Below are 23173 nucleotides of genomic sequence, written 5' to 3'. Positions count from 1 at the left end.
AAATATCGGGCCGTCTCGTTTCTGAAGTCCAGTCTTACGCCGGACGGAACGCAGAGGCCGGGAGGTTGCAGTGAAATTCTTCGTCATCGGTGATGTGACCGTCGACCACCTCTACCACCTCGAGCGCATTCCCGCGCCCGGTGAGGAGGTTTCGCCGCTGCGCGCGTCCATGCAGCCGGGCGGGGCGGGCGGCACCATCAGCGTGACGCTCGCGCGGCTCGGCCACAGCGTGACGCTGGGTGCCCGCGTCGGCGACGATCCGTTTGCGGCTTACGCGCTCCGGCTGGTGCGCGAGAGTGGTGTCTCCGAAAGCGCAGTGCAGACCGACCCTGACCACCTGACCTCGACCATCACGGTGATGCAGACGCTGGACGGCCGGCGCGCCATGATTTCCTCGGGCGCGGCCAACCGGCAGCTTGACGCGGCGCGGCTCAAGAAAAAGGACATCGAGTCCTGCGACGCCCTGATCATCAGTGCCTACAGCCTGATCGGTGGGCCACAGCGTGAATACGCCGTCAAGGCGATGGGATACGCACAAAAGGCACAGGTGCCAGTGCTGATCGACCTCGGTACGGGCGCCGTCAATGCAGCAGGACAACGCCTGATGGACAGCGTCATGGGGGCCGATTACATCCTGCTCAATCAGCACGAGCTGCTGTCCCTCACGGGCACGCAGTCGATCAGCGCGGCCCTGGCAACCCTGGCGCAGCGCGGCGCGGGCAAGGTCATCGTGAAGGTCGGCGCGATGGGTTCGATCGTGTGGACACCCGAAGAGACCGAGCTGGTGGAATCGATTCCGGTCGAGGACGTGGTGGACACCACCGGCGCCGGTGATACTTTTGTCGCGGTGTTCGCGCACGCGGTGCTGAGCGGCAAGAGCCTCGCGGAGGCTGCCCGCTCTGCCAACGCGGCTGGCGCCCTTGCAGCCACCAAGGTCGGCGCGCAGAGCCGGTCCATCACTGAAGCCGACCTCAGCACCGTCCTCGCCAAGTAACCCTCAGGCGCCTGACAGGCGTCCTACGGGCGGCTTTGGCTTTGTCGGGTCCGGTGGCATGATTTGGCTGAAGAGAGCATGTGGAAACGCTCATGCGCGTTTCGGAGGCAAAGACGTTAAATTGACGCATTCACCGCTGACGCGCTGAAGCGCTGAAGCGCCATGGAGGTCATTGTGTCCGTAGTTGAATTGAAAGCTGTTCCGCGTGCAGGAAAATCCAAAATCCGTGACGGCTACATTCCCGCCGTTGCCTACAACAAAGACAGGAACGTTTCCTTTTCCGTCGAAGAGCGCAGCTTCGATCGTGTCTTTCGCGAGCAGAGCACCCACGGCCTGATCGAGATCGCGCTGGAGGGCGGCGAGACCTTGCCCGCGCTCGTCCGCAGCGTGCAGATGGATCCCCGCAAACGCACCATCGTGCACGCCGACTTCTACCTCGTCACCTACGGTCAGGAGATCGAGGTGCCGGTGCCGGTGCACACCACCGGCAGAGCCCGTGGTGTCATCGAAGGTGGCATTCTCGACGTGGTGATGCACAACCTGCAGGTGATCGCTCCCGGACCGCGCCGCATTCCCAGCGAAGTCGTGGTGGACGTTTCGCACCTTGCCGTCGGCGATTCGGTCAAGGCGGGCGAAATCTCGCTGCCCGAAGGCTGCAGGCTCGCGGTCGACGCCGACCTGCCGGTGATCGCCGTGCTGCCTCCCCAGAAGATCGTGGAAGCCGAGCCCACCGAAGCCGAGATCGAAGCTCAGGACCATGTCCCGGCCATCAACCAGGAAGCCGACGACAACGACCGGTAATTCCCGCAACAACAAGGCGCCGCACATGCGGCGCCTTGTTGTTGCAACCAACCCCACTTCAGGCTGATTGTTCAGCCGTCGTACACCACGCGGTTTCGTCCCTGATGTTTGGCACAGTACAGTGCGCGGTCTGCGCGCGCAATGGTCGTTTCAATCGACTCACCAGGCCGGTACGCGGTTACGCCGAGTGATGCCGAAATGCGTTCGTGCGTGGCCTGACCAGGAATTTGCAACGCCGCAACGGTCACGCGCACCCGCTCGGCCACCAGCAGAGCGGCTTCCGGTGTGCCCTCTGTCAGCACCAGCAGAAATTCCTCTCCACCAAAACGACCCACGAAATCTGATCGGCGCACCGCATGCTGCAACGCCCCGGCCACAAGACACAAGGTCTCGTCCCCCGTCTGATGCCCGAAGGTGTCATTCACGCGCTTGAAAAAGTCAATGTCGAGCAGGCAGACACAAAACACGCCCGCGCTGCTCTTTTGACGCTCCATGCGCGCGATCTCTTGCAACAGGCGTTCCAGCAGAGCGCGCCGGTTGGGCAGCCGGGTCAGCGAATCCCGCGTGGCCAACTCCTCAAGCTCACTGAGGGCTGTCTCGAGTTTCCGGTTGCGCTCCTTGAGTGTCCGGCGTAACGCCGTCATCTGGTTGCCCAGCGAAGCAACCAGAATCAGCACGACTGCATAAGCGAAGACGATGACCACCTCCACCCGCAGGTCGATGCGCGCCGGCTCACGCGCAACGAAGACGGCGAGCAGCGCCAGATACGCCAGAAGCAGCGAAACCCCCAACAAAAACAAGCCCCGGAAATTGAGGGCAAAGACCCCAAAAAGCATGCCAACCGTTCCCATCAACAAAAACGCCATGCGGGCCTGAGGTTCACCCAGGTAATACATGACGTAAATCGACGGCCACAGGGAAATAAAGACCTGCGCGGCGGTCATGCTGGGATCCCGAAAACGAAGGTTCAACCCGGACGCGATCAGGGCTACGAAAATCAGGTTGATCAGCACGATCAGCACGCCGTAATGCACAGCGCGGGAGCCTTCCAGCATTCCCATCAGATAGCAGCCCAGAACGATGGTCGCCGTACACAGATGCGTGACACTTCCATACAGCGTTCGTCGCAGGCGCACGCTTTGTGAGGACGACGTCCTGATAGGTGGGCTGATCAACGAGCTCGACATGTCGTTTCTTACCTCGGTGCGAATCAAGCAGATCGTGCCCTGAAACCACGTCGCTTTCATTTCGGAGCACTCACGGTCTTGGGCAGAACGTACGCACATGAGGACGCCTGCCCGCTCCATTCGGCGCCCACTTCTCCCCTTCGCTCAGTCGTGGGCGCCACTTGGTTTCACCCGCCAGAGAAAAAATGCTGGAAACCTACCCCACAAAGTAGCAACTGGTTTATGACAGTCTCCTTTCAAAACCCGGCCACTGAGAGCAGCAAGCCTCAGAAAGACGAAAGAACATGTAAAAGAGTCCTCAGTGCGGGGCCTGGCCGACACCCGCTACCCTGTAAATGAGGAATATTCATGACCACACTTCGTTATCACAGCTCGCTCAATCACGAATCATTGGACGTCGGCATCGGAAAACGCGACAACGAACTCACCAGCCTCGCCATCATGTGCAAAGGGGAGCGCACCACGGTCTACCTCGACCGGCAGGACGCGCTCGACCTCGCGCGCTCGATTCTGAATGCCTTCGAAGGACGCCCGGCGACACGCTGAAACGAGCGTTTATCAAAAAAGAAGGCGCCGAAAGCGCCTTCTTTTTTCTCCGATACCGAATCTGGTGCGGCGCTCGATCAGTACTGACGGCCAAAAATAGCGCGCTTGCCATACGCACTCGGTTTGCCGGTGTGGACGCACACACCCTCCTCGCGCTCACCGAAGAGTTCCCCATCCAGGGGAATGTTGCGTACCGTCGCCTTGGTGTCCTCTTTGATCTGCGCTTCGCTCTCGGCGTCACCGCAGTGAAAGGCCCGCACCCACTTGCCCGCCTCGATGGCCGTCTTGAACTCCTCGTAGGAATCGACCGTGACGGTATTTTCCTGCAGAAAGGACAGCGCCCGGTCGTAGAGCGCCTGCTGAATCTCGTCGAGCCGCAGGCCCATGTACGCCACGACATCCATGCGGGCCACCGTCTCCTTGGCGTCGGCATTGCGGTTCTTGACGACCACCACGCCCGCTTCCAGGTCTCGCGGCCCGAGTTCGATGCGCACCGGCACACCCTTGAGTTCCCAGTCGTTGTACTTGAAGCCGTTCGAGACGCCCTCACGCTTGTCCACCTTCACGCGAAAGCCGTTGGTGCGCAATTCCGCTGCCAGCTTGTCGGCTTCCTGGTACATGGTTTCGGCATTGTCCTTGCGGACCACCGGCACGACCACCACCTGGATGGGCGCGATGTTCGGCGGAAGCTGCAGGCCCTTGTCATCCCCGTGGGTCATGATCAGCGCGCCGATGATGCGGCTCGAGATCGCCCAGCTGGTCGTGTGAACGAAGTGCTCCTTCTGGTCACTGCCCTGAAACTTCACGTCGAAGGCTTTGGCGAAGTTCTGCCCGAGATAATGGCTGGTGCCGCTCTGCAACGCCTTGCCGTCGCGCATCATGCCCTCGATGCTGAAAGTCTCCACCGCGCCCGCAAAGCGCTCTGAGGCCGACTTCGGCCCACGAATGACTGGCAGGGCCAGCACGTCACGGCAGAACTCGTGGTAAAGGTCGAGCTGCTGCATGGTTTCCGCCATCGCTTCTTCCTGCGTGGCGTGCGCGGTGTGGCCCTCGTGCCAGTAGAACTCGGCGGTGCGCAAGAAGAGCTTGGTGCGCAACTCGGCGCGAAACACCGCGCCCCACTGGTAGTGCAAAAAAGGCAGATCCCGGTAGGAATTCAGCCACTGCGACCACATGTGCCCGATGATCGTCTCCGAGGTCGGGCGCAAAACGTAAGGCTCCTCGAGGGCTTCCGTGCCGATCTTGGTGACCGTGAAGAGTTCCGGCGCAAAACCCTCGACATGCTGCGCTTCCTTTTGCAGGAAATTCATGGGAATCAGCGTCGGGAACAGCAGACTTTCATGACCGGTCTCCTTGAAGCGGTCGTCCAGCCAGCGCTGGATGCGCTCCCAGATGGCGCTGCCATAAGGCTTGACCACCATGCTGCCGCGCACCGGGCTGTAGTCGGCCAGGTCGGCCTTGACGACCACTTCGTTGTACCACTCGTTGAAATCCACACTCTGCGGCGTCACGCCGAACTGGGAGGCTTTTGCATCGGTCATACGGGCCAGGATAGCAAGGAGCCTCCAGGCCTGGAGGCCCGTTCGCCGCCGCGCTTCAAGTGAACTTCGTGCGTGCCGGCTATTCTTCTTCCTCTGCTTTCACCTCGACGATCGCCTCGATCTCGACGGCGAATCCACGTGGCAACGACCCCATTCCCACGGCAGAGCGCGCGTGCTTTCCGGCTTCACCGAACACCTCCACGAACACGTCCGAACATCCATTGATCACCAGAGGATGCTGCGTGAACTCCGGCGTGGCGTTCACCATGCCCAGCACCTTCACCACCCGCCGCACCCGGTTCAGGCTCCCCAGGGCCACACGCATCTCGGCGAGCAGCTGCAACCCCACTTCACGTGCGAATCCGTAAGCCTCCTCCACGCCGATCTCGCGTCCCACCTTGCGGTGCGATACGGCTTCCGCACTGACCGGCCAGCCCTTGCCCGACAAAAACAGCAGGTGTCCTGTCTGCACGCTGCCCACGAAGTTCCCCGACGGCGCAAGGGGCGTGGGCAGCGTAATGCCCAGCAGGTGCAAGCGCTGTTCTGCGTTCTGTTTCCCGTTCATTCCCGACCTCCCCGGACGCCCACTGGCGTCAGCGTCCTTCATTTGACCATGACCACCACCCGTCATCGGCAACTCCGAACGGCCCTTCAGACACGCGCCCTGCTGCCCGGCCAGGAGGGTGTGTAGCATCAGGCATGACGCCCCCTTCCCCACGCCACGGGAGTTGCCCGTGAGTGCCCGCTATCACGTCTTCATTGTCTCCGACGCCACCGGCCTCAGCGCCGAAACCGCCGCGCGCGCCGCACTCGCCCAGTTCGACCTCGACCGGCGTGACACGCAGCTGCACCGTCACGTCGGCTTGACCAGCACTGCCGACCTGCCCGGCATCGTCCGCGAAGCCAAAGCGAAAGGCGGCGTCATCCTGCATACTCTCGCCACCGCCGACTGGAGCAAACGCCTCAGCACACTGGCACAAGAACACCATGTCCGGACCCTCGACCTGCTCGGCCTCACCGTCCAGGTGTTTTCCGAGGCTTTCGGCGTGACCCCACGCGAAACACCCAGCCCACACCACCGACTCGACGCCGCGTACTTCCAGCGCATCGAAGCGATGGAATGGACCGTCCGGCACGACGACGGACGCGCCCAGGACCACCTGATTGAAGCCGACATCGTCCTGATCGGCGTCTCCCGAGTCAGCAAGACGCCCCTGTGCATTTACCTCGCCAACCGGGGCTGCAAAGCCGCCAACGTCCCCCTGGTGCCCGGCGTACCCGTCGGTGAGCAGATCTTCACCTTGCCGCGCGGCCGGGTGTTTGGCCTGACCATCGACGCGCAGGTACTGCTGGAAATCCGGCGCAACCGCGTCAAGCAGCTTGGCGGATCGGGTGGTGAGTACGCCAGTCCGGCGGCCGTGCAGGCTGAGCTGGCCTATGCTGAAGACATATTCAGGCGGGGGCGGTTTCCGGTCATCGACGTCACCGGCAGGGCGGTGGAGGAAACGGCGGCGGAGATCGAGAGGGTTCTGGAGAGAAGGGCGGGGCGGGCAAGAAGGTGAGGGATGGTTTATTTCGTTTTCCTGCCTTGCCCCTTTGGGGTGGGAGCAAGGCAGGAAAACGAAATAAATACCAGTCGCCCAGCAACAACCTCACATTCACCAATCTCCAGGCTCTCTCACCAAAACAAAAGAGGGACCACGGCATTTCCATGGCCCCTCCCCCATTTCTTCTCCTCAGCGTGTTGTGTGCTGCAACTCTCCCGCATTGGCCTGCGCGGCCGCCAGCCTCGCTATTGGCACCCGGAACGGACTGCACGACACGTAATCAAGCCCCACCTCATGGAAGAACGTCACCGAAGCCGGGTCACCCCCGTGCTCCCCACAGATGCCGAGTTTGAGATTCGGGTTGGCGGCGCGTCCTGCCTGGACGGCCATGCGGACCAGGGCGCCGACGCCTTCCTGATCGAGCGTGGCAAACGGGTCGGCCTTGAGGATGCCGTGCTCGAGGTAGTGAGGAATGAATTTACCTTGCGCGTCGTCGCGCGAGTAGCCGAAGGTCATCTGGGTGAGGTCGTTGGTGCCAAAGGAGAAGAAGTCGGCGTGCCGGGCGATGTCTCCGGCGACCACGCAGGCGCGCGGAATCTCGATCATGGTGCCGATCAGGATGTCGAGCCTGGCCCCAGTTTCACCGCGCACCTCTTCCAGCACGACCTCGACTTGCGCGCGGGCCTGCGCGAGCTCCTCGGGGGTACCGACGAGCGGGATCATGATCTCGGGTCTGGGCGACTTGCCTTCACGTTCGAGTTCGGCGGCGGCCTCGGCAATGGCGCGCGCCTGCATGCGGGTGATATTGGGACGGGTAAGGCCCAAACGGATGCCACGCAGGCCCATCATGGGGTTGGATTCGTGCATGGCGCGCACGCGGGAGAGCAGGGCGCGGCTTTCGTCGTCGGTCTCGCTGCGCGCTTCGCTCACCGCAACTTTCACGGCGAGCTCTTCGAGGGAGGGTAAAAACTCGTGGAGGGGTGGGTCAAGCAGGCGCACGGTGACGGGCAGACCGTCCATCGCCTCGAAGATTCCTTTGAAGTCTTCGCGTTGGGCGGCGCGCAGGTGGGTGAGGGCTTCGCTTTCCTCGTCTTCGTTTTTCGCGAGGATCATCTGGCGGACCCACTTGAGGCGGTCTTCTCCGAAGAACATGTGTTCGGTGCGGCACAGGCCAATGCCGACCGCGCCGAATTCGCGGGCGCGCCGGGCGTCTTCGGGGGTATCGGCGTTGGCACGCACGCCGAGCTTGGCCATGTCAGCAGCCCAGACGAGCAGTTCCATCAGGCCACCGCTGACGTCGGGCGCTTCGGTGGGCACGGCGCCGGGGAACACCTCACCGCTCGCGCCGTCGAGGGTGATGATGTCGCCGCGCTGCACGGTCCGGTCGCCAATCGTCATGGAACCTTCGCGGCGATCGATGCGTATGCTTTCGGCGCCCACCACGGCGGGTTTGCCCATGCCGCGCGCGACGACGGCGGCGTGGCTGGTCATCCCGCCGCGTGCGGTGAGAATGCCCCTCGCGGCGGCGAGGCCGTGGATGTCCTCGGGACTCGTTTCGGTGGTGACCAGAATCACGTCGCGGGAAGCGCCCAGCTCGGCAGCTTCGTCGGCGGTGAAGACAACCTCGCCGGTGGCCGCTCCGGGGCTTGCCGGCAGGCCTTTGGTGAGGGCCGTGATGCCGTGCCCGGTGCTGAGGCGCGGGTGCAGCAGCTGGTCGAGCGCAGCGGGCTCCACGCGTCCCACGGCTTCCTGCGGGGTGATCAGACCTTCGCGCGCGAACTCCACGGCAATACGTACGGCGGCAGGGGCAGTGCGTTTGCCGTTGCGGGTCTGCAGCATGAAGAGCTTGCCGCGCTCGACGGTGAATTCGAAGTCCTGCATGTCACGCAGGTGGGTTTCCAGGCCTTGTGCGGTGTCAATCAGCTGGCGGTGCACGTCGGGAAGCTGCTCGGCCAGCGCCGCGAGGGGCTGCGGGGTGCGGATGCCCGCGACGACGTCTTCACCTTGCGCGTTGAGCAGAAATTCTCCGAAGGGTTCACGTTCGCCGGTGGAGGGGTTTCGGGTGAATCCCACGCCGGTGCCGCTGTCGCTGCCGAGGTTGCCGAAAACCATGGCTTGCACGTTCACGGCGGTACCGAGGTCGTCGGGGATGTTGTTGAGGCGGCGGTAGGTGACGGCGCGGCGGTTGCCCCAGGATTTGAAGACCGCGACGACGGCGCCCTGCAACTGCACCCAGGGGTCTTGCGGAAAGTCTTCGCCGGTGCTGTCGCGGTACAGGCTTTTGTAGGTCGTGACGAGTTCCTGCAGGTCGTGCTCGCCGAGGTCCACGTCGCTCTGGGCGCCGCGTTCGTCCTTGAGGTCCTCCAGGGCTTCTTCGAAGTCGTGCTTGGGGACGTTCATGACGACGTCACCGTACATCTGGATCAGGCGACGGTAGGCGTCCCAGGCGAAGCGGGCATTGCCGCTCTGCTGCGCGAGCCCTTGCACGGCCTGATCGTTGAGACCGAGGTTGAGGATGGTGTCCATCATCCCGGGCATGCTGAATTTGGCCCCGGAGCGGACGCTGACAAGAAGGGGATCGTGGCTGTCTCCCAGTCGCTTGCCGCTTTCGCGCTCCAGCCGGGCGAGTTGGTCTTTGACCTCGTCCCACAATGTGGCCGGGACTTCTCCGAAAGCGCTGTAAGCGCGGCAGCCGTCGGTGGTGATGGTGAAGCCGGGGGGAACTGGCAGGCCGAGGCGGGTCATTTCGCAGAGGTTGGCGCCCTTACCGCCGAGCAGGTCTTTCCATTCGGCTTTGCCTTCGTCGAAAAAATATACGTATTTCAATGAACACCGTCCTGGTTCTGGCCTTGGTTGGCCGGGTGGTGCGAATGTGGTCGAGCCTTGCCAGTCTACTTTGACCCAGACCCATTCTGGCAATTATCAGCCCTTAAATGTTGAGCTTCCGAGCCCCCAAGCGCAAAAAATGAGGTGTACTGAATACACGAACGGGGTGTACTGAATACACAAATGAGCAGGATTGCCGAAGCAGCGCGCACGGCGTTCGTGGTCAATCCCGGAGTGTGCCCGCTCAGGACACGCGGCGATCAAAGCCCGCGGAACCCCTGACACCCTGCCCAGGCCGAGCCGCAGGGTTCCTCATCGCTTGGGGAACAGGCGCTCCGTATCATGGAGCACGTGCCGACCCCTGACCTCCTGTCGCTGATTCACGCGGCGTACGATGACGACCGCGACCTGGAAACGTTTCAGCTTCGTTTCGAACGCTACGGGTCCGAGTTGCGCGACGGCCTCTCGGCGGTCTACCCTGACGCGCCCGACCTGATGCAACGGCTGCTTGAGGTGATGATTCACGCTGACCACGAACGCAGCGGTGACCTCAAACGGCTCGATGCGCAGCGCCTCTTGTCACCCGACTGGTTTCAAAAAGAGGACATGATCGGGTACGTCTGTTACGCCGACCGGTTCGCCGGAACCCTCACAGGCGTGCAGGAACACGTTCCGTACCTGGAGGAACTGGGTGTGAAGTACCTGCACCTGATGCCGCTCCTGAAACCTCGCGAAGGCGAGAACGACGGCGGGTACGCAGTGGCCGATTACCGCGAAGTGAGGCCCGACCTCGGCGACATGCGTGATCTCGCACGCCTGGCGAAACGTCTGCGTGCCAGCGGCGTCAGCTTATGCCTGGACCTGGTGCTCAACCACGTGGCGCGCGAGCACGAGTGGGCCGAAAAAGCCCGTGCGGGAAACGCGAAATACCGCGATTACTTCCATCTCTTTCCCGACCGTACCCTGCCCGACTCGTACGAGCAGACCCTGCCGGAAGTCTTTCCAGACTTCGCGCCCGGAAACTTCAGCTGGGACGAGCAGGCGCAGTCGTGGGTCTGGACCACCTTCAACCATTACCAGTGGGACCTGAACTGGGCCAACCCCGACGTGTTCCTGGAGTTTGCCGAGCTGATTTTGTACCTCGCCAACCGGGGTGTGGAAATCTTCCGCCTTGACGCGATTGCCTTCATGTGGAAACGGCTCGGAACGAATTGCCAGAATCAAAGCGAAGTGCACGCCATCACCCAGGCCCTGCGGGCAGTCGCGCGTATTGTCGCGCCCGCCGTGGTCTTTAAGGCCGAAGCCATCGTGGCGCCCGAAGAACTGCTGTTTTACCTGGGGCGTGGCGCCCACCACGGCAAGGTCTCCGACCTTGCCTACCACAACAGCCTGATGGTGCAGATCTGGTCGAGTCTCGCTTCGCGCGATATTCGTCTGATGGAGCGCGCGCTCAGCGTCTTTCCGCCCAAACCCACCAGCACGGCGTGGGGCATGTACGTGCGCTGCCACGACGACATCGGCTGGGCCATCAGCGACGCCGACGCGGACGCGGTGGGCCTGAGCGGCGAAGGACACCGGCGTTTCCTGAGCGACTTCTATTCGGGCGTGTTTCCGGGCAGCTTCGCGCGCGGGCTGGTCTTTCAGCACAATCCGCGCACGGGCGACCGCCGCATCAGTGGTTCGGGGGCCAGCCTCGCCGGACTGGAGCGGGCATTGGAGCAGCGCGACGCCCGCGAACTTCACCTCAGCCTGGAGCGGCTGCTGCTCGGGCACGCGGTCGTGCTGGGCTTCGGGGGCATTCCGCTGCTGTACATGGGCGACGAACTGGCCCTGCTCAACCATAACCACTTTGCCGAGCATCCCGAGCACGCGGGCGACAACCGCTGGGTTCACCGACCGCGCATGAATTGGGACAAAGCCGCCCGGCGCTTCGATGCAAGCAGCACCGAGGGCCGCATGTACCTGGGACTGCAGCAGCTGATTGCGGCCCGCAAGGCCACAGCGCACTTTCACGCGGCCGTCGAGAGCCGGGTGGTGCCTTCGCCCAATCCCCACGTCCTGCTGCTCGAACGGCCGCATCCGCTGGGCACGCTGCTCGCGGTGTACAACTTCAGCGAAGCCGAGCAACACCTCTACGCCGCACCCCTGCACGAACGTGGCCTGACGCGCGCGCGAGACCGCATCAGTGGGGCGCACGTCGCTCCTGGCGAAATGCTGGCCTTACCTCCTTACGCGCGTTTCTGGCTGACGCCAAGCGAGGACGCGCAGACACGCTGGTAATTTCGATTTCCGCCTGGCGCTCGGGCCACCCGGTTGAGGCTGCGGGCTCATCAGCAAACGACAGCACTCCAGTACCGTGAAGAAATGCAAAAGGTCACCGAACGAATCACCCCGCTCCTTTGGGCGGCCGTAGCCCTCCTGGCGCTGCTGGCAGGCGTGAAAACCACTCAGCACCGGACTGCTGCGCTGACGGTTCCGACAGGCATCGCGGCGTACTGTCTTCCGCTGCTGCATTTGAACGAGACGGCTGCGCCGTGCGGAATTCGCGCGCCCAACTGATCGCCCGGAGGCTGGTGGGCTTTGACACCCTGCCGGGTCGGGATCTTGCAGTACGCTATGATCCTTGAGCACCGACCGTCCCGCTGAGCTGTCCCAGCGCAAACTGCGCCACATCGACGCCTGTCTGTCAGACGAAGTGCTCTACCACACCAAGACCGCCGGGTTTGAAGGTGTCGGCTGGCCTTACCACGCGCTGCCCGAAGTCAATCTGGACGAGATCGACTTGTCGGTGACCTTTCTCGGCAAGCGCCTGCGGGCGCCGCTGTTGATCGGTGCCATGACCGGGGGCGCAGCGCGCTCCGGTCTGATCAACCGCAACCTTGCCCTTGCTGCGCAGGAACTGGGCATCGGCATGATGCTCGGCTCGCAGCGCGTCATGCTCGAACAGCCCGAGGTGCAACCCAGCTTTCAGGTCCGCACCCACGCTCCGGACATCCTCTTGATTGGCAATCTGGGCGCCGTGCAGCTGCTTTTGGGGTACGGCGAACGTGAAATCACGCGCGCCATCGACACCGTGAACGCCGACGCGCTGGCGCTGCACGTCAATCCGCTGCAGGAAGCCTTTCAGGCAGGCGGGGACACGAACTGGCGCGGGATTCGCAAGCGCCTGGGCGAGGTGGTGCCGCGCGTGGGGTATCCACTGCTGCTCAAGGAAGTAGGACACGGGCTGGGAGCCGGGACGGCGCGGCAACTCACGGGCATTCCGTTCGCGGCGCTCGACGTTGCCGGTGCGGGCGGCACGAACTGGGCCAAAGTCGAGGATCTGGTGCGGCATGGCCGCGTCACCCGCCCGGAGTTGGCCGAAGTCGGAATTCCGACTGTACAGTCCCTGCGTGAAGTGCGCCGGGCGCTGCCGGAAATGCCGCTCGTCGCCTCGGGTGGGGTGCGCAGCGGACTCGATGTGGCCAAATCGCTGGCTCTCGGCGCGAGCGTGGCCGCACTTGCCCGGCCGCTGCTCGCGCCCGCTCTGGAAGGACCCGAAGCCGTGGTGGCCCACCTGCGCGGCGTCATCGAGGAACTGCGCGTGGCGCTGTTCGTGGCGGGTCTGGACAGCGTGCGGGGGTTGTCAGCGTCTTCTCCCGACCATCCGGGCGTCAAAGGCGCCAGCCCAGGGGCATAGACAGCCGGGCACCTTCTGGTTCCTTCTGGTTGGCCTGCCGTGCACCATCAGGCGGGCTGCTGACCACTCCGGAAACCCCAGACCCCAGGCGGCTCGAAGTGGCCCAGGCGTCGCCTGTGGAGCGGCAGGTGAGCGCCTTCGTGAAGCTCGAACCACAGGCGGGAACACGAGTGCACACAATGCCAAGCGGGCCGGTTTTCGGCTGGCGTACAACGTTGTGACGCTCGTTCGCCCCTTAGGCCGGAGCGGCCGACAGGCTTCCTTCGTCATCCAGGCCCAGAAAAGCACGGTAGCGGTCCAGTTCGGAATTCAGCGCCCGCTGAAAGGCTTTTGATTTCGGCTGGCCTGCCACGAAGCCGACGTCATGGCGCAGCTCTGCGGGGCCTTTCCCGGGTTTCACTACCCGCAGGTTGGCCCAGCCGATGGCCTGGTCTTCCCACAGCAGTGGCAGCGCGTAGTAACCCAGCACCCGCTTGGGCGCGGGAACGTACGCCTCGAATTTGTAGCTCCAGCCGTGCAGGTGGGCGAAACGGCGCCGGTCCCACACGAGGGGGTCGAAGGGGGCCAGCAACCGTACCCGCCGAGATGAGGCGCCGTCCGGAAGTTCCCCCACGGGCCACAGGTAAGTCACTCCGTCAACGGTGGCGCGGCTCGCCTCCAGGCCTTTCAGGGCCGCGCGCAGCTCTGTTTTCAGGTGCGGGGCGCCGTACCCCAGCAGGCTCACCACGTACCCCAGGCTGGTCGTCGAGACGGGCGCGAGTTGCCGCAGCAGCAAGCCGAGCAGACCGCGCGCCTGCTCCTCGCGCGGCAGCGGGCGCTCGCGCAAGGCGTGCAGGTGATGCGCGGCCTCGTACACCCGCACGCCCTTGTCGCGCCGCACCACCCGCAATTCACCACGGTAGTGCAACCCGTCGAGCACCCGGGTGGCAGCGTTGCTGGTCCCGCCCCAGTAATTTCCGACCTGTACGCGTCCGAAGTGCTCATCGAGGTCGCGTGGATGCACTGCACCCCGTTCACGCACGAAATCGAGCACCCGCGCGCTGAGGCCCGGCGCGGCGCTCTCGATCTTGAGGGTTCCGATCTCACGCGGATGAACGAGGACCTGCACGTCACGGGGCACGAATCCGTAGTTCTGCAGCATGTCCTCTTCGATATCCAGGCTCGGGTAGTGCCGCTCCAGGTCGCCCGCGCGGTAACCGGGCAGGCGCTGCATCAGGATCAGGTCCTGGGCACGCGCCGGGGCGCGAATGGGATCAGCCTGCACAAAGCCGAGTGACCTGATCACGCTGGCCAGATCACTTCCGCAGTCGAGCGAACGCGACAACGCGAACGCACGAAGCTGCTGTACGGTAACCGACATCAGACCTGTTGTACGTTGTCTGCCCTTCGTTCGTCAATGGACGTAACCAAAAGACCACCTGCTGTCAGGAGCAAAACCTCACGAAAATCCCCTGGGCAGACATCCGCCGAAGGTATACAACGTCAGTATGCGTCCGGTTGCTCGCGGAAGCGGTCGTGACAATGTTCCAAGGAGGCATATCGAATGAAACGGTCCCTGATGGTCACACTCCTGACATGCCTGCTCTGCGAAGCCGGAGCCCAGAGCCTGAACAGCACTCAGGGCGTCACGCGCACCGTGCTGGAAAACGGCCTGACCGTACTCACCAAAGAGGTCACCAGTGCACCGGTGGTCACCGTGCAGATCTACTACAAGATCGGTTCACGCAACGAAGCGCCCGGAGTCAACGGAATTGCGCACCAGCTGGAACACATGCTCTTCAAAGGCACCCAGACGCGCCCGGTACAGTTCGGACGGCTGTTCAACGCTCTGGGCGCGCAGTCCAACGCCTTTACCAGCTACGACCAGACCGGGTACTACAACACGGTCGAGCGGGAAAAAGCCTTCGCCCTGCTCGAATTGGAAGCCGACCGCATGAAAAACGCGGTCATCAACGCCGGGCAGCTCGACAGCGAAAAACGCGTGGTCCTCTCTGAAATCGAGGGCAACGAGAACAGTGCCGCTTACCGCCTGAGCCGCGCCGTACAGTCCGCGGCCTTTCCAAAGTCGCCTTACGGCCTGACGGTGGGGGGCACCAGACGGGATATCGAAAGCTTCGACGCCGAAAAAGTCAGCGCTTACTACCAGAAGTACTACTCACCCGAGTACGCCACCCTGGTGATCGTCGGCGACTTCAAGACGGCCGAGATGCTGCAGCAGGTCCGCGCGAAGTTCGGACCGCTGGGCAAAGCCGGCACCGCACCCGTGAACATTTCGGAGCCTCTGGTCCCGGGCAGCAGCGAAGCAACGCTGGGCAACGCGCCTGCCCGCGCCCCGATCGTACTGCGCGAACCGGGCGCCACACCCATCATGAACGCGGTGTATCCGTTGCCGGACATCAATCACCCGGACGTTCCCGCCCTGAAGGTGATGGACTTCGTGCTGCTGTCAGGCCGTACCTCACGCCTGTATCGTTCGATGTTCCAGTCAGGTCTCGCGGCAGGCGGTGGCACGTCGCCGAACCATTTTCTGCGGGGTGGCTGGTTTTCGGTCAGCTTCACGCCCACGCCCGGCAAGACCACCCAGCAGCTCGACGCGGCGTACCTCTCGACCATCAGGGAGTTGCGAGACCGGGGCGTCAGCGCCGAGGAACTGACACGCGCCAAAACCCTCATTCGGGCCTACGAGGTGCTGGGCAACCGCTCGATCACCGCACAGGCGCAGCAGCTCGGTTACGACGCCACGACCGCCAACGACTACCAGTACACCGATAAATTTCTGGAGGCCATCACCAAAGTCACCGCCGCCGACGTGCAGCGGGTCGCGCAGCGTTACCTGCAGGACAACGCGCGGACCGTGGGATTTTTCGAACCGAGTCAGGTGACCGGACAGCCGGAGCAGGGAGCGGGCAGCACCACCACCACGCAGACGAACGAAAGTTACAGCGCCGGACCGGCAGTCGACCCCGCCGAACTCGCGCGCTATCTGCCGAAGTTCGAGGCCCCCACCAGCCCGCAGGTGAATTTGCCCCAGGAAATCAAGCTGCCAAACGGCGTGCAGCTCTTTTTGCTGCGGGATACCAGTACCCCGACCGTGACCCTCAGCGGCGCGGTGCGCGCCGGACGTGAGTTCGACACGAGCGCCAAGGCGGGCCTGGCCGACCTGGTCGCCGCAAACCTGCTTTCGGGCACCCGGTCACGCAGCGCGGACCAGCTTGGCAACCTGCTCGACGACAACGGCGTAAGTCTCGGCGCCAGCGCCAGCCGCTATCAGGTCAGCCTGAACGGGGCCAGCACCAGCACGACCTTGCCGGTGCTGATCGACGCCCTGACCGACGTGCTGCAGAACGCCATCTTTCCCGCCGATGAATTTCAGCTCAGCCGTGAACGGACACTGCAGGGTATTCGTGTCCGCGAGGACAACCCCAGCAGCGTCGCGCAGCGGGTGTTTCAGCAGACGCTGTACCCGGAAGGCAATCCCTTTCACCCGTTCAGCAGCACCGAAAGCGTTGGTCAGCTGACGCGCACCGACCTCGAAGCGTTCTACAAAACGCACTACCGTCCGGACAACACCATCATTTCGATTGTGGGTGACTTCGATCCGGCGCGGGTGCGCGCGCTGCTCACCGAGAAACTCGGAAACTGGCAGGCCAGCGGTCCCGTTCCCAGCGTGACGTATCCTGCTGCCCGCAAACCGCAGGGCGTCGTCCGCCAAAATCCGGCGCTGCCGGGCAAGACGCAGGCAGTCACCTTTCTCGGGTATCCTTCGATCGACCGCAAAGACCCGAACTACTACTCATCATTGATTCTCAATCAGGTGCTGGGCGGCGACACGCTTTCCAGCCGTCTGGGCAGCGAAATCCGCGACCGGCTGGGGCTGACGTACGGAGTGCAGAGCGCTTTCCAGGCCAGCGTGCAGCCCGGTCCCTTCACGGTGGTGCTGCAGACCAACCCGGCTGACGCGAACCGCGCCGTGGACGCCACGCTCGCCTTGATTCGTGATGTGCGCGAACGGGGACTCAGCGTCAGCGAGGTCGAAACCGCCAAAAAGTCCATTTTGAGCAGTTACGCCATCGCCCTGGCCGATCCGGGAAATCTGGCCGGTACGTTCACGGGAAACGCCATTCTGGGCCTGCCTCAACGCGAGTTGCGTGATTTCCAGGCGAAGATCAGCGCCATCACGCCCCAGAACGTCAACGCCGCCGCTCGCGTATTGCTCGATCCGCAAAACATCCTGATCGTGACCGCTGGACCTCCGCAGAACCGTTGAGTTTCACGGCTGGCGAGGTGGGTTGGACCGGGGTCCAACCCACCTCTTCTGTGTTCTTCCATCATCTTGTGTGTTCTCGCAACGATCGTCCGGGCGAAGTCGTACCGTAGAGCATGCTCCGCTCCGCTCGTCGGCCCTCCACGTTCCTGCCTGCCATGCAGGCAGCATTGCTGCTGATGGCGGTCCTGTGGGGGCAGGAAATCGCAGACCAGCTTTTGTTCGGTGAGCGCCTCGACAACCTGGGCATCGTACCCCGCACGACCGAAGGACTGAGAGGCCTGATCTTCGCGCCCTTCCTGCACGTGGGTTTTGCTCACCTGATGGCCAATTCGCTGCCGTGCGCGGTGATGGGCTTTTTGATCGCGCTGCGTTCGGTGGCCCGTCTGGTGCTGGTAACGCTCGCCGTGTCCCTGCTGGGAGGCCTGGGCGTCTGGCTGACCGCACCTGCCTACACCGTCCACCTGGGCGCCAGCCTGCTGGTCTTCGGTTATCTGGGCTACCTGCTGGGCAACGGCGTGTACGAACGCCATTTCCGCAACGTGCTGGTCGCGCTGCTGGTGCTGGTGCTCTATGGAAGCGCACTGTGGGGCGTGCTGCCGCTCACGCCCGGAGTATCGTGGCAGTCGCACCTGTTCGGTTTCCTGGCGGGTGTGCTTGCCGCCCGTTCGCTTGCCCGCCGCGGCGCGCGCCGCTGACCACCGGGCTTCCCGGAATCACTCGGGCAGCGGCCCGATCTCCAACTGTGGCGGATCCTGGCGAACGACATCGAGCGTGCTGAGTATTCCGGTGCGCAGATTGCGCAGTTGCGTGTAGGCGTCCATCACCGCCAGGTACGAGTCGTCGAAAATTGCCGAGCCTTCCATCTGAACACTCAACGCTTCGAGCGCCTGCGTTTCGTAACGGATGGCTTCGAGAAACACGTTCAGGTCATGGAGTCGTTGGGTCATTGTTTTGTCACTAAGCCAGATCAGAAGTCAATTCAGCGGCGTCGTCTGTCTGACCGAGCATAGGCAGCACAGCTGAGGTGAAGTTGTCCGAAAGCTGAGGTTGAGCTGAGGCGCCTGGCATATGAAGGAATCTGGAGGTAAGCGGCCCCAAATGCACAACCCAAATGCATAACGCGGAATGCCAAACGCCCGTTTGCGCTCGCGCGGTACACTACCGCCATCATGGCCGACACGAACGTACAACTGCAGGAACTGGTCGCTGAAATGGAAAGCCGCCGCGCCAAGATTCTCGCGGGCGGAGGAACGGAGCGCCAGAAGAAACAAAAAGAAGGCGGCAAACTGACCGCGCGTGAGCGCATTGACGCCCTGCTCGATCCTGGCAGCTTTCTGGAGTTCGGCACCTTCACCGAACACGGTCACAACCGCCTGATGCAGGGCATCGAGGCGCCCGGCGAAGGGGTCGTGACGGGGCGCGGCACCGTCAACGGGCGTCAGGTGTTCGTATTCAGCCAGGACTTCACGGTGCTGGGCGGCAGCCTCGGCAAGATGAACGCCCAGAAGGTCAGCAAGGTAATGGACCTGGCCGCCAAGACCGGCTGCCCGATCATCGGCCTGAATGACAGCGCGGGCGCCCGCATCCAGGAAGGTGTGGACAGCTTGAGCGGATACGGCGAGATCTTTTACCGCAACGCCATCTACAGCGGCGCGGTACCGCAGATCAGCGCCATTCTCGGGCCCTGCGCGGGTGGCGCGGTGTACAGCCCGGCCCTGACCGACTTCATCGTGATGAGCCGTGGCAGCAGCTACATGTTCATCACCGGCCCGGAAGTCATCAAGAGCGTCACGCGCGAGGAAGTCAGCTTCGACGAGCTGGGCGGCGCGGATGTACACAACAAGAAAAGCGGCGTTGCGCACCTGGAAGGCGAAGGCGATGAGGACGTGCTGCGCCTGGTGCGCGAGCTCTTGTCCTACCTGCCACAGAACGCCCGCGAGAAACCACCGGTCGTGCCCACGAACGACCCCCGGGAGCGCACCACACCCGAACTGCTGGAGATCGTCACGACCGACCAGCGCAAGCCGTACGCCATGCATGACGTCATCAGCACCCTCGTGGACGACGCGCACTTCTTCGAAATCCAGCCGCTGTGGGCCAAAAACATCATCGTGGGCTTCGCGCGCCTGAACGGCAAGGTCGTGGGTATCGTCGCCAACAACCCCAAGGTCATGGCGGGCACCCTCAACATCGACGCGAGCGACAAGGCGGCGCGCTTTATCCGCACCTGCGACTGCTACAACATTCCCATCCTGACGCTGGTGGACGTGACGGGCTTTTTGCCCGGCGTAGCGCAGGAGCACGCCGGAATCATCCGCCACGGCGCCAAGATGCTGTACGCCTACGCCGAGGCGTCGGTGCCCAAGATCACCCTGATCACCCGCAAGAGTTACGGGGGCGCGTACCTCGCCATGAACTCACGTGACATGGGCGCCGACGCCGTGTACGCCTGGCCCACCGCGGCGGTCGCCGTGATGGGCGCGGAAGGCGCGGCCAACATCGTATACCGCCGCGAAATTCAGGCCAGCGCCAACCCCGAGGCCACCCGCGCCGAGAAGATCAAGCAGTACAAGGACACCTTCGACAATCCGTATGTCGCGGCGGCCAAAGGGTACATCGACGACGTGATTCCCATGGAGGACACCCGACGCATCCTGATTCAGACCTTTGAGATGCTGGAACATAAGGAGGAAGCGCGCCCCTACAAGAAGCACGGCAACATTCCGCTGTAGCCCTCCCTTACCCGTGTGCCATCTCCGCTTTCCTGGCCTGAATGATGGCCTCGGTGAGGTGCGCGGGAACTTCGGCATACCCGCTGGGCTTGAGGCTGTAAGCGCCCCGGTCACCCGTCATGGAGCGCAGCGCGGCGCTGTACTGCTGAATCTCCGCCAGGGGCACCAGGGCGCTGATGGTGATGACCGTGCCTTCAGGGTCCATGCCCTGCACCCGGGCGCGGCGTGTCTGTAAATCACCGATCACGTCGCCGGTGTATTGGCTGGGCACCCGCACGCGCAGCAACATCACGGGTTCAAGCAGACACGGTCGGGCTTTTTCCATGGCCGCCCGAAAAGCGATTCCGGCCGCCGTCTTGAAGGCGATGTCGCTGGAGTCCACCTCGTGGTAGCTGCCGCCGTACACCACCACCCGCACGTTCTGCACCGGGTAGCCGGCCACCACCCCTTTCTGGCGGGCTTCCAGCACGCCTTTCTCGATGCTGGGAATGTACTTGCCGGGCACCACCCCGCCCACCACCTCGGAGGCGAACTCGAAGTCCTCACCGGTAGGCGAGAGACGCAGCCAGCAGTCGCCGTACTGGCCATGACCACCGCTCTGCTTTTTGTGCTTGCCCTGCGCTTCGCCCACGGCACGTACCGTTTCGCGGTAAGGAATCTTGGGAACCGTCGCGCGCACGTTCACGCCCAGCTGCGCGAGTTTCTCGACGGCGATTTCCAGGTGGGTGTCGCCCATGCCCGAAAGCAGGGTCTCACCGGTTTCCACGCTGCGCTCGAAACGCCAGGTGGGGTCTTCTTCCAGCAATTTGGTGATGGCGTTGCCCAGCTTGTCCTCGTCGCTGCGGGTGAGGGCGTGAATGGCGGCGCTCACGACCGGATCGGGCAGCTGCAAGGCACCGTAATCAATTGGTTGGGCCGGGTCAGCCAGGCTGTCACCGGTGTGCAGGTCACTCATTTTGGTGATGGCGCCGATGGTGCCGGCTTCCAGCTCGCTGACTTCGACGAGTTCCTTGCCGTTCAGAGTGTACAGGTGGGCCGGGCGCACATCAACGCCGTGCGTGGTGTTGCGCAGAGTCTCGCCGGGACGCAGCACGCCGCTCCAGACCCGCACGAAGGCGATTTTTCCCACGAAAGGATCGATACTGGTGCGCCACACCCGCGCGCTGGCGGGCGCCTCACGCCTGGGTTCGCGTTTCTCGCCGTTTATGCCTGTCAGCGCTCCACGCTCCTCGGGAGAGCGCAGACCGCGCGCCATCAGCTTCAGCAGACACTCGACGCCGATCAGTTTCGTGGCGCTCAGGGGTAACACCGGATAGAGCAGCCCCCCGTGCACGGCGCGCAGAAACACGTCATGAAGGGTCTCGTCGTCGATGGTTTCGTCCGAAAGGTAGCGTTCGGTCAGTTCATCGTCGGTTTCGATGATGGCTTCGACCAGCTGAGCGCGGTACTCCTCGACCACGTCGGTCAACCCGGAAGGAACGTCCATCTCGCTGCTCTGCCCGTCCGTGAAGACGTACGCCCGGCGTCCCAGCAGATCCACCACTCCACGGAAATCGTGCTCTTGTCCGATGGGAAGGTAGGCGGCGGCGCTGGGGCCCTTGAGGCTGCTCCGCACGTCCGCCAGGGCCGTGAAGAAATCGGCGCGCTCGCGGTCCATCTTGTTCACCACCACGATGCGCGGCATGTTGAAGTTGTCCAGAGTCGCCCACACACGCTCGGTACCGACCTCGACGCCACTGACCGCGCTGAGCAGCACCAGAGAAGAATCCGCGGCGCGAATGGCGCCGCGGATTTCACGCACGAAGTCGGCGTAGCCGGGCGCGTCGAGCAGGTTGATGGTGGTCTGGTCAAACTCCACTCGCTCCACGCTGGTGCTGATGCTGATCCCCCGCCGCCGCTCGGCTTCCGTGTGGTCCGAGGCGGTCGTGCCGTCCTCGACGTGACCGAGGCGCTTGATGGCCCCCGTCCGAAAAAGCAGTGCCTCGGTCAGGCTGGTCTTCCCCACGCCACTATGACCGACGACTGAAACGTTTCGCACCCTCATACGCCACCTCGCTTTACACCAGAACAATGCGTTCGCTGTATCGGGTTTGGAGTTGCTGCGCCAACTGAGGATTGTGGTTGGTTCGAGTGTACACCGCCCGGCAGACGGCGATCACCTTCATCTCCCCTTCAGGCTCCAGAATCTGTGCGCAGCGGGGAAGCTGTTTGTCCCAGAATTCAATGCCGCCAGGCCCGCAGGCGGTCGTCGAGTGCCCGCAGCACGCTTTCGTGGGGCTCCACCGGATAGGTGAGCTGCAGGACGCTGAGCAGCTCCTGTCCCCACGTCCATGCCTCAACGTAGCTCCGTTCGAGGGTGCCGAGGCCTCCCGTACACGCGGCGTAGCGGTTAAGCGCCTGAGAGCTGATTTCCCGTTCCAGCTGGCGCTTCCCGCTCAGCCAGTGCTGCAGTGCGTGCTCATGAAGACGCGCCAGGCGCACCAGGATGTCCTGTACGAACCACAGCAGCTCGTGCGCGCGGGCCCGTTCGCCGCGCAGCAGCACGCCCGACCCGAACACCATCCAGTTCAGAAAGCGGTCCCAGAGCTGCTGAAGTTCCGAACCCCGGTGAGGGGCAGCCTCCCCGCGGGCCCGCAGCTCGGTGAGGGCGCGGTGCAGCTCGCCCTGCACATCCTTGATCAGCATCCGGTCGGGGTCGATCCGGCGCTCGGGCCAGGACGCGACCAAAGCGATGGCGCTGGTGGGCTCGACGTGGAACTCACCTCGCACCAGCCTGTCAAACAGGACGTTGACCGTCCCGAACTCGTTGCGCAGCAGCAGGCTCACCGGCGCAACCGTACCAAGAAACGCGGGGAGGTCGAAATCCTGCGGTCGCTCGCAGAACAGGTAGAACTCGATGTCACTGAATTCGTCGGCTTCTCCCTGCGTCCACGAACCGTAGGTCAGGGCCGCCGAAATTCGGGTTTCCCGAAGAATGGCCGCGCGAAAATCGTGCAGCAGAACATGTTGAAGCATATTGACCTCGTGCTGGCCCACCCCGACACCAGCATAGG

18 protein-coding genes are annotated in these 23173 nt (G+C 63.4%); 10 read left to right on the top strand and 8 right to left on the bottom strand.

Annotated elements, in window-relative coordinates; all coding sequences use genetic code 11:
• Positions 1 to 70 precede the first annotated feature (70 nt).
• Together DEIPE_RS14170 and DEIPE_RS14165 are read left to right on the top strand one after the other, a co-directional pair.
• Positions 71 to 994: a carbohydrate kinase family protein gene (locus tag DEIPE_RS14170; protein ID WP_015236663.1), complete on the top strand. Its 924-nt coding sequence runs from the start codon at positions 71 to 73 to the stop codon at positions 992 to 994.
• 174 nt (positions 995 to 1168) lie between these two features.
• On the top strand, positions 1169 to 1795 hold the full coding sequence (locus DEIPE_RS14165; protein WP_015236662.1) for a 50S ribosomal protein L25: 627 nt from the start codon (positions 1169 to 1171) through the stop codon (positions 1793 to 1795).
• Between the two features lie 71 nt (positions 1796 to 1866).
• Here DEIPE_RS14165 and DEIPE_RS14160 read toward each other — a convergent pair whose 3' ends face one another.
• Positions 1867 to 2982 carry a GGDEF domain-containing protein gene (locus tag DEIPE_RS14160; protein WP_157448882.1) on the bottom strand — a complete coding sequence of 372 codons (1116 nt, stop codon included), beginning with the start codon at positions 2980 to 2982 and terminating at the stop codon, positions 1867 to 1869.
• 348 nt (positions 2983 to 3330) lie between these two features.
• On the opposite strand from DEIPE_RS14160, the gene DEIPE_RS14155 reads away from it, so the two are divergent.
• Positions 3331 to 3528 carry a hypothetical protein gene (locus tag DEIPE_RS14155; protein WP_015236660.1) on the top strand — a complete coding sequence of 66 codons (198 nt, stop codon included), beginning with the start codon at positions 3331 to 3333 and terminating at the stop codon, positions 3526 to 3528.
• A gap of 77 nt (positions 3529 to 3605) precedes the next feature.
• Here DEIPE_RS14155 and proS read toward each other — a convergent pair whose 3' ends face one another.
• Both proS and DEIPE_RS14145 read right to left on the bottom strand, forming a co-directional pair.
• Positions 3606 to 5069: a proline--tRNA ligase gene (proS, locus tag DEIPE_RS14150; protein ID WP_015236659.1), complete on the bottom strand. Its 1464-nt coding sequence runs from the start codon at positions 5067 to 5069 to the stop codon at positions 3606 to 3608.
• Between the two features lie 79 nt (positions 5070 to 5148).
• Entirely contained in the window at positions 5149 to 5634 is a 486-nt protein-coding gene (locus DEIPE_RS14145) for a RidA family protein (RefSeq protein WP_015236658.1), read from the bottom strand.
• A gap of 169 nt (positions 5635 to 5803) precedes the next feature.
• Here DEIPE_RS14145 and DEIPE_RS14140 point away from each other — a divergent pair, with 169 nt between their 5' ends.
• A complete protein-coding gene (locus DEIPE_RS14140; RefSeq protein ID WP_015236657.1) occupies positions 5804 to 6631 on the top strand; it encodes a pyruvate, water dikinase regulatory protein in 828 nt (275 codons plus the stop codon).
• Positions 6632 to 6805: 174 nt separating this feature from the next.
• On the opposite strand, the gene ppdK is transcribed toward DEIPE_RS14140, so the two are convergent.
• On the bottom strand, positions 6806 to 9442 hold the full coding sequence (ppdK, locus tag DEIPE_RS14135) for a pyruvate, phosphate dikinase (RefSeq protein WP_015236656.1): 2637 nt from the start codon (positions 9440 to 9442) through the stop codon (positions 6806 to 6808).
• 342 nt (positions 9443 to 9784) lie between these two features.
• Here ppdK and DEIPE_RS14130 point away from each other — a divergent pair, with 342 nt between their 5' ends.
• The 3 genes from DEIPE_RS14130 (at position 9785) to fni (ending at position 13121) form a co-directional block, all read left to right on the top strand.
• A complete protein-coding gene (locus DEIPE_RS14130) occupies positions 9785 to 11722 on the top strand; it encodes an amylosucrase (RefSeq protein WP_015236655.1) in 1938 nt (645 codons plus the stop codon).
• Between the two features lie 84 nt (positions 11723 to 11806).
• On the top strand, positions 11807 to 12001 hold the full coding sequence (locus tag DEIPE_RS14125; RefSeq protein WP_015236654.1) for a hypothetical protein: 195 nt from the start codon (positions 11807 to 11809) through the stop codon (positions 11999 to 12001).
• Positions 12002 to 12065: 64 nt separating this feature from the next.
• Complete coding sequence (gene fni / locus DEIPE_RS14120) at positions 12066 to 13121, top strand: type 2 isopentenyl-diphosphate Delta-isomerase (protein WP_015236653.1); 1056 nt, start codon at positions 12066 to 12068, stop codon at positions 13119 to 13121.
• A gap of 235 nt (positions 13122 to 13356) precedes the next feature.
• Here fni and DEIPE_RS14115 read toward each other — a convergent pair whose 3' ends face one another.
• Complete coding sequence (locus DEIPE_RS14115; protein WP_015236652.1) at positions 13357 to 14481, bottom strand: DNA glycosylase AlkZ-like family protein; 1125 nt, start codon at positions 14479 to 14481, stop codon at positions 13357 to 13359.
• Between the two features lie 183 nt (positions 14482 to 14664).
• Between DEIPE_RS14115 and DEIPE_RS14110 the strand changes: the two genes are divergently transcribed.
• Entirely contained in the window at positions 14665 to 17388 is a 2724-nt protein-coding gene (locus tag DEIPE_RS14110) for a M16 family metallopeptidase (protein ID WP_015236651.1), read from the top strand.
• 113 nt (positions 17389 to 17501) lie between these two features.
• Complete coding sequence (locus DEIPE_RS14105) at positions 17502 to 18083, top strand: rhomboid family intramembrane serine protease (RefSeq protein WP_015236650.1); 582 nt, start codon at positions 17502 to 17504, stop codon at positions 18081 to 18083.
• Between the two features lie 18 nt (positions 18084 to 18101).
• On the opposite strand, the gene DEIPE_RS14100 is transcribed toward DEIPE_RS14105, so the two are convergent.
• Positions 18102 to 18335: a hypothetical protein gene (locus DEIPE_RS14100; RefSeq protein ID WP_015236649.1), complete on the bottom strand. Its 234-nt coding sequence runs from the start codon at positions 18333 to 18335 to the stop codon at positions 18102 to 18104.
• Positions 18336 to 18557: 222 nt separating this feature from the next.
• On the opposite strand from DEIPE_RS14100, the gene DEIPE_RS14095 reads away from it, so the two are divergent.
• Positions 18558 to 20120: an acyl-CoA carboxylase subunit beta gene (locus DEIPE_RS14095; protein WP_015236648.1), complete on the top strand. Its 1563-nt coding sequence runs from the start codon at positions 18558 to 18560 to the stop codon at positions 20118 to 20120.
• A gap of 7 nt (positions 20121 to 20127) precedes the next feature.
• On the opposite strand, the gene DEIPE_RS14090 is transcribed toward DEIPE_RS14095, so the two are convergent.
• Both DEIPE_RS14090 and DEIPE_RS22390 read right to left on the bottom strand, forming a co-directional pair.
• Positions 20128 to 22164 carry an elongation factor G gene (locus tag DEIPE_RS14090; RefSeq protein ID WP_015236647.1) on the bottom strand — a complete coding sequence of 679 codons (2037 nt, stop codon included), beginning with the start codon at positions 22162 to 22164 and terminating at the stop codon, positions 20128 to 20130.
• 176 nt (positions 22165 to 22340) lie between these two features.
• Entirely contained in the window at positions 22341 to 23135 is a 795-nt protein-coding gene (locus DEIPE_RS22390) for a hypothetical protein (RefSeq protein ID WP_015236646.1), read from the bottom strand.
• Between the last annotated feature and the right edge of the window lie 38 nt (positions 23136 to 23173).

The sequence above is a fragment of the Deinococcus peraridilitoris DSM 19664 genome (assembly GCF_000317835.1).
Classification (GTDB): Bacteria; Deinococcota; Deinococci; order Deinococcales; family Deinococcaceae; genus Deinococcus_A; species Deinococcus_A peraridilitoris.
Note: the sequence above shows the minus strand (reverse complement) of the source record. Positions and strands in the feature narration are given on the sequence as shown.

What these genes read in the sequence shown, in the direction of transcription:
- DEIPE_RS14130 (WP_015236655.1), top strand. Translation starts at nt 9,785, where the DNA reads ATGGAGCACGTGCCGACCCCTGACCTCCTGTCGCTGATTCACGCGGCG.
- DEIPE_RS14155 (WP_015236660.1), top strand. Translation starts at nt 3,331, where the DNA reads ATGACCACACTTCGTTATCACAGCTCGCTCAATCACGAATCATTGGAC.
- DEIPE_RS14090 (WP_015236647.1), bottom strand. Translation starts at nt 22,164, where the DNA reads ATGAGGGTGCGAAACGTTTCAGTCGTCGGTCATAGTGGCGTGGGGAAG.
- DEIPE_RS14095 (WP_015236648.1), top strand. Translation starts at nt 18,558, where the DNA reads ATGGCCGACACGAACGTACAACTGCAGGAACTGGTCGCTGAAATGGAA.
- DEIPE_RS14160 (WP_157448882.1), bottom strand. Translation starts at nt 2,982, where the DNA reads ATGTCGAGCTCGTTGATCAGCCCACCTATCAGGACGTCGTCCTCACAA.
- DEIPE_RS14110 (WP_015236651.1), top strand. Translation starts at nt 14,665, where the DNA reads ATGAAACGGTCCCTGATGGTCACACTCCTGACATGCCTGCTCTGCGAA.
- DEIPE_RS22390 (WP_015236646.1), bottom strand. Translation starts at nt 23,135, where the DNA reads ATGCTTCAACATGTTCTGCTGCACGATTTTCGCGCGGCCATTCTTCGG.
- DEIPE_RS14100 (WP_015236649.1), bottom strand. Translation starts at nt 18,335, where the DNA reads ATGACCCAACGACTCCATGACCTGAACGTGTTTCTCGAAGCCATCCGT.
- proS (WP_015236659.1), bottom strand. Translation starts at nt 5,069, where the DNA reads ATGACCGATGCAAAAGCCTCCCAGTTCGGCGTGACGCCGCAGAGTGTG.
- DEIPE_RS14115 (WP_015236652.1), bottom strand. Translation starts at nt 14,481, where the DNA reads ATGTCGGTTACCGTACAGCAGCTTCGTGCGTTCGCGTTGTCGCGTTCG.
- DEIPE_RS14105 (WP_015236650.1), top strand. Translation starts at nt 17,502, where the DNA reads ATGCTCCGCTCCGCTCGTCGGCCCTCCACGTTCCTGCCTGCCATGCAG.
- DEIPE_RS14145 (WP_015236658.1), bottom strand. Translation starts at nt 5,634, where the DNA reads ATGAACGGGAAACAGAACGCAGAACAGCGCTTGCACCTGCTGGGCATT.
- DEIPE_RS14125 (WP_015236654.1), top strand. Translation starts at nt 11,807, where the DNA reads ATGCAAAAGGTCACCGAACGAATCACCCCGCTCCTTTGGGCGGCCGTA.